General features: G+C 64.6%; 4 protein-coding genes and 1 riboswitch. All 4 genes read left to right on the forward strand.

What is annotated here, in order from left to right; translation table 11 throughout:
- The first annotated feature begins 218 nt into the window (after positions 1 to 218).
- Positions 219 to 418, forward strand: a riboswitch (cobalamin riboswitch).
- Between the two features lie 152 nt (positions 419 to 570).
- Positions 571 to 1596 (forward strand): helical backbone metal receptor, encoded by a 1026-nt coding sequence (locus OXI69_01945; GenBank protein ID MDE2664894.1) that lies wholly within the window; start codon positions 571 to 573, stop codon positions 1594 to 1596.
- The gene (locus OXI69_01950; GenBank protein MDE2664895.1) at positions 1583 to 2395 is read left to right on the forward strand and encodes an ABC transporter ATP-binding protein; all 813 of its coding nucleotides are present in this window, start codon (positions 1583 to 1585) and stop codon (positions 2393 to 2395) included. Before OXI69_01945 ends, OXI69_01950 begins: the two co-directional genes overlap by 14 nt.
- A 34-nt stretch (positions 2396 to 2429) precedes the next feature.
- On the forward strand, positions 2430 to 3512 hold the full coding sequence (locus tag OXI69_01955) for an iron ABC transporter permease (GenBank protein ID MDE2664896.1): 1083 nt from the start codon (positions 2430 to 2432) through the stop codon (positions 3510 to 3512).
- Positions 3513 to 3591: 79 nt separating this feature from the next.
- Complete coding sequence (locus OXI69_01960; protein MDE2664897.1) at positions 3592 to 4476, forward strand: cobalamin-binding protein; 885 nt, start codon at positions 3592 to 3594, stop codon at positions 4474 to 4476.
- Positions 4477 to 4583 lie beyond the last annotated feature (107 nt).

The following is a 4583-nucleotide window of genomic DNA, read 5'->3' on the forward strand; positions in this document are numbered from 1 at the left end:
GATTATCCGCCAAAGGTCCTTCTCAGAACGGTACAGGAGTCGGTGAGACAAGGGCCCCGCCCGCAGTCGAACCGGTGGGGGGCGAACGCGGCTCACTGTAAGTGACCATCCATTCTCCCACCGCCACTCACAAGCCGCCCCCAGGTCCCGGGCGCCTTCGCCGCGGGAGGCACTTCTCCCTCGGAAAATTGACCGGGGGACTTCCCATTTGCTAGCATTTGCCGCGGTGAGTGCCAGGTGCTCGCGGCAGTCTTGCGAGTGAAAAGGGAAGCGGGTGCAATTCCCGCACGGTCGCGCCACTGTAAGCAGCGAGTGTTTCAGCACTGCAATTGGCCACTGTTGCATTCGATAACGGGAAGGCCGTCTGAAACGCCGTGACCTGCGAGTCAGGAGACCTGCCTGGGACCGCGCTCCACGGATGTGTCGCTTCGCATGAGAGCGATGGTGCCGCTCCTCTTTTCCCCCTTCTCTCACCGGATTCCAAATCCATTTTCGAATGCCGTTTCCCGTTTTAGTGCATGAGGGAGGCCTCGGCATGAATCGGGCGCGTTTTGGAAGTCGAGGCAGGAGATGAGTCGGTTTTCCGTGGACGGGACGGAGGGGGCGCTACTGGACCATCGAGAAATTCGCGTCAACTCGTGGGCGAGTCGCCGGACAGGAGCCTGGATCGGGCGACTGGCCTGGTTGAGCCTGATTCTGCTGGGATTCTCCTGCCTGTGGTCCTGCCAACGGCCGGGCACCGGTGACTCTCGGGGTTCATCCGACTCTGAAGAACCAGGCGTTGACCCGGGCAATCCCCGGCGCATCATCTCTCTGTCCCCCAACGTCACCGACATATTGGAGGGGGTGGGAGCCTTCGATCGGGTAGTCGCCGTTTCGGACTACTGCTTCTACCCCCCGAGCGTGGCCTCTCTGCCTCGGGTGGGCGGCTGGCAGAACGCCAGCCTGGAGGAGGTGGCCAGCCTTGCACCCGACCTGGTGGTCATGGCGGAGGTGCAGGCTCCCTTCGTCGAAAACCACCTGGAGGCCCTCGGGATCGCGACGCTGGTCGTTCCGAGCCAGTCGCTGCAGGATGTCTTCACGGCCATCGATGCCGTGGGACGGGGTGTGGGACGACAGCAGCAGGCCAGTCGTCTCCAGAACGAGGTTCGCGCCGTACTGGACAAGGTCGCCGCCCGCACCCGGGGCTTGCCCAAACCCTCGGTTCTCTGCGTGGTGGACCGGGTGCCCGGAACCCTGCGCGGTCTCTATGCGGCCACTCAGGGAAGCTACCTGTCCCGGTTGATCGAGATTGCCGGCGGGAAGCCCATAGCCCCGCCCGCCACCTTCAACTACGGCAGGATCGGCAAGGAGGCCGTGGTCACCCTCAATCCCGACGTGGTGATCGACATGGTGCAGGGAGCCCAGGGAGCCTTTGCCGAAGAACCGGTCGGAATCTGGTCGGAACTGAAGGAGATCCGGGCCGTTCGCCGCGGGCGGGTCTATCCCGTTCGCGAAATGTTTGTCCTTCACGCTTCCCAGTTTGTGGCCCAGACGGCCGAGCTCTTCTCTCAACTGATACACCCGGAGGTGTTTGGGAAGGATGGCGTCCGCTAGTTCCACCAGCCCCACCCCTGCCGATGCTCTCATCGAAGCCCGTGGGCTCCGCTTTGCCTACGAGGCCGACCGGTGGGTGGTCGATGACGTTTCCCTGAAACTCGAGCACGGCGCCCTGGCGGCCCTCATCGGCGCCAACGGTTCCGGCAAGTCCACGCTCATCCGCCTGCTGGCTGGTCTTCGTTCCCCGGACGCCGGAGAAGTTCTTTTTTCGGGGCAACCGTTGAAAGGCATTCCACGGAAGCGGCTGGCCCGGTCCCTGGCCTACGTTCCCCAGATCAATCCCATGATTTTCCCCTTTACGGCCATGGAGGTGGTGTTGACCGGGAGGAGTCCCTACACGCCCCGCTTCCGCTTCGAGAACCGCTTCGACGTGGAGCAGGCCCTGAAGGCCCTGGCCACGGTAGGCGCTGCTCATCTGGCTCCTCGTCCGGTGACGGAGTTGTCGGGAGGCGAAAGGCAACTGGTGGCCGTGGCCAGGGCCCTGGCCCAGGAGCCGGAGTGTTTGATTCTGGATGAACCCGCGGCCGCCCTGGACCTGAAGCACCGGGCAGCACTCATCCGCATCCTGAGACAGCTTCGGGACCGGCAGGGGATGACGGCGCTGATGGTGACTCACGACCTGCAGTTGCTGGATCCTGCCTTCGATCGGGTCTTTGCCATCCACCGCGGATCCCTCCTGGCCGAAGGCCCCCCCGGGCAGGTCCTGAGGGACGAGGTGCTTTCCCGGGTTTACGATGACCCCCAGGTTCGGGCCCGGAAGTTGGAGGGGCGCACCTTTGTCTGGTCCGGCACCTGATCCGCATCGGTGCAACCGTAGTCAGGAGATGAGGATGGATGCTTCACGCCAGGTTCCCGCAGGCGCAGGATCCAGCCAGGAATCCAACGTCTCCTCCCCGCAACAGCCCGGGAACGCCGCCCCCGTTGCGCCCCGGAACCTGGTACGCCCCCTGATTCTGGTGCTCCTCTTCCTGGCGGCCTCCACGCTGGTTTCCCTCTGGGTGGGCTATCGCCTGCTGGATCTGAGCCTCTTGCGCGAGGACGAAACGGCGCGCTCCCTCTTTTTCCAGTTGCGCCTTCCCCGGGTGGTTCTGGGAGGAATCCTGGGTGCCTCCCTGGGCGCGGTCGGAGCCTGCCTTCAGGCCTTCTTTCGCAATCCGCTGGCGGAGCCGTTCACCCTGGGTGTTTCGGGAGGTGGGACCCTGGGGGCCAGCGTGGCCATTGCCCTCGGTTGGGGCATCAACCTGGCCGGGGTGCCGATGGTGTTCCTGGCAGCATTCGCCGGCTCGGCCGCGGCTGTTCTGGTGGTCTACTGGCTCTCGCGAACCGGCGACGTGGTCATGCCCGGAACGCTGCTGCTGGCCGGAGTGGTAGTGAACCTGATAGCCAGCGCCGGCGTGATCCTGATTCAGTACATTGCCGACTACAGCCGGGCCCTGCAGATCCTTCGCTGGACCATCGGGACCATCGACGTAGTGGGATTCGACCGCATCTGGCGCATGCTGATTCTTCTGATTCCGGGCTGGGCGATCCTGTTGGCCATTACCCGCGATCTGCACCTGCTGGCCATGGGAGAAGAATCGGCGGCCAGCCTGGGGGTCAACGTGCGCCGCTGCGAGCGCCTGGTCTACATCGCTTCCTCCCTGATCGTGGGCGTGGCGGTGGCCGAGGGCGGGACCATCGCCTTCGTGGGCCTGATTATTCCCCATGCAGTCCGCCTGGTGTTGGGGCAGGACGTGCGGCTGGTCCTGCCTTGTTCCTTCCTGGTGGGCGCCGGGTTCCTGATGCTGGCCGACGCCCTGGCCCGGACGGCCCTGACCTCGGGTGAGTTGCCGGTAGGGGCGGTCACGGCCGTGATCGGAGGAATCACCTTTCTGGGTTTGCTTCGCCGACAGAGGCGCTTCTCGGCGATTTGAGAGTGCCTGTCGCAAGCCATGGGGGGCGGCTCTCTCGGTTGGTTTAGCGCGACGTGCCGCGGGAAGGAGGGTAAAGGCAATGAGCGGGGAACGCGAGCACCGCGGCCGGGCGGGCTATCCGGAGCGCATTGTCTGCCTGACCGAGGAAACCACCGAAACCCTTTATCTGCTGGGGGAAGAGGACCGCATCGTGGGGGTCTCCGGGTACACGGTACGCCCTCCGGAGGCGCGTTCCAAGCCGCGAGTCTCGGCTTTCATCAGCGCTCGACTGGACAAGATCGAGCAACTGCGCCCCGATCTGGTGCTGGCCTTCTCCGACCTGCAGGCCGATATCGCCGCCGAATTGATCCGGCGGGGATTGACCGTTCTGACATTCAATCAAAGGAGCGTGAAGGAGATCCTGCAGGTGATCGGGACGCTGGCCGATCTGGTGGGTGTGCCGCAAAAGGGCACGGCCCTGGTCTCGGAGCTGTCGAGCGGCCTGGAGGCGATCGAGGCGTCGGCCCGCCGCTTTCCCCGCCGCCCGCGGGTGTTTTTCGAGGAGTGGAAAGATCCCTTGATCAGCGGCATTCAGTGGGTGGAAGAGCTTGTAGAGCTGGCCGGGGGCGAGACCGTCTTTCCGGAACTCCGTCAAAAGCGGCTGGGGCGGGACCGAATTGTGGATCCGGGCACCGTGCTCTCGCGCGACCCGGAGGTCATTATCGCTTCCTGGTGCGGCGTCAAGGTCAACAAGGATCGGATCAGACAACGAGCCGGATGGTCCGAAATGGCCGCCGTCCGCCTGGGGCAGATCTACGAGATCAAATCCACCTACATCCTGCAGCCCGGGCCGGCGGCTCTGACGGAGGGTTTGCGCCAGATCCACCTCATTCTGGCCCAAGTCAGCGGCATTGAAGTGGATAGTCGGCTCAGGCCGAGCGAGCGGGTCGACCCCGACCTGGAATCTCCGGCGCCTTCTGATTAGCCGGGACCCCGCCCTGCCGCAGCTTTGCGGCGTCGCGATTGCCCCCCTCCGCATCAGCCTTCGCCTGCGGCTCGGCTTCTGCGACTCCCCCTCAAGGGGGGAGTGAT

The sequence above is a fragment of the Acidobacteriota bacterium genome, assembly GCA_028875575.1.
GTDB lineage: Bacteria > Acidobacteriota > Terriglobia > Versatilivoradales > Versatilivoraceae > Versatilivorator.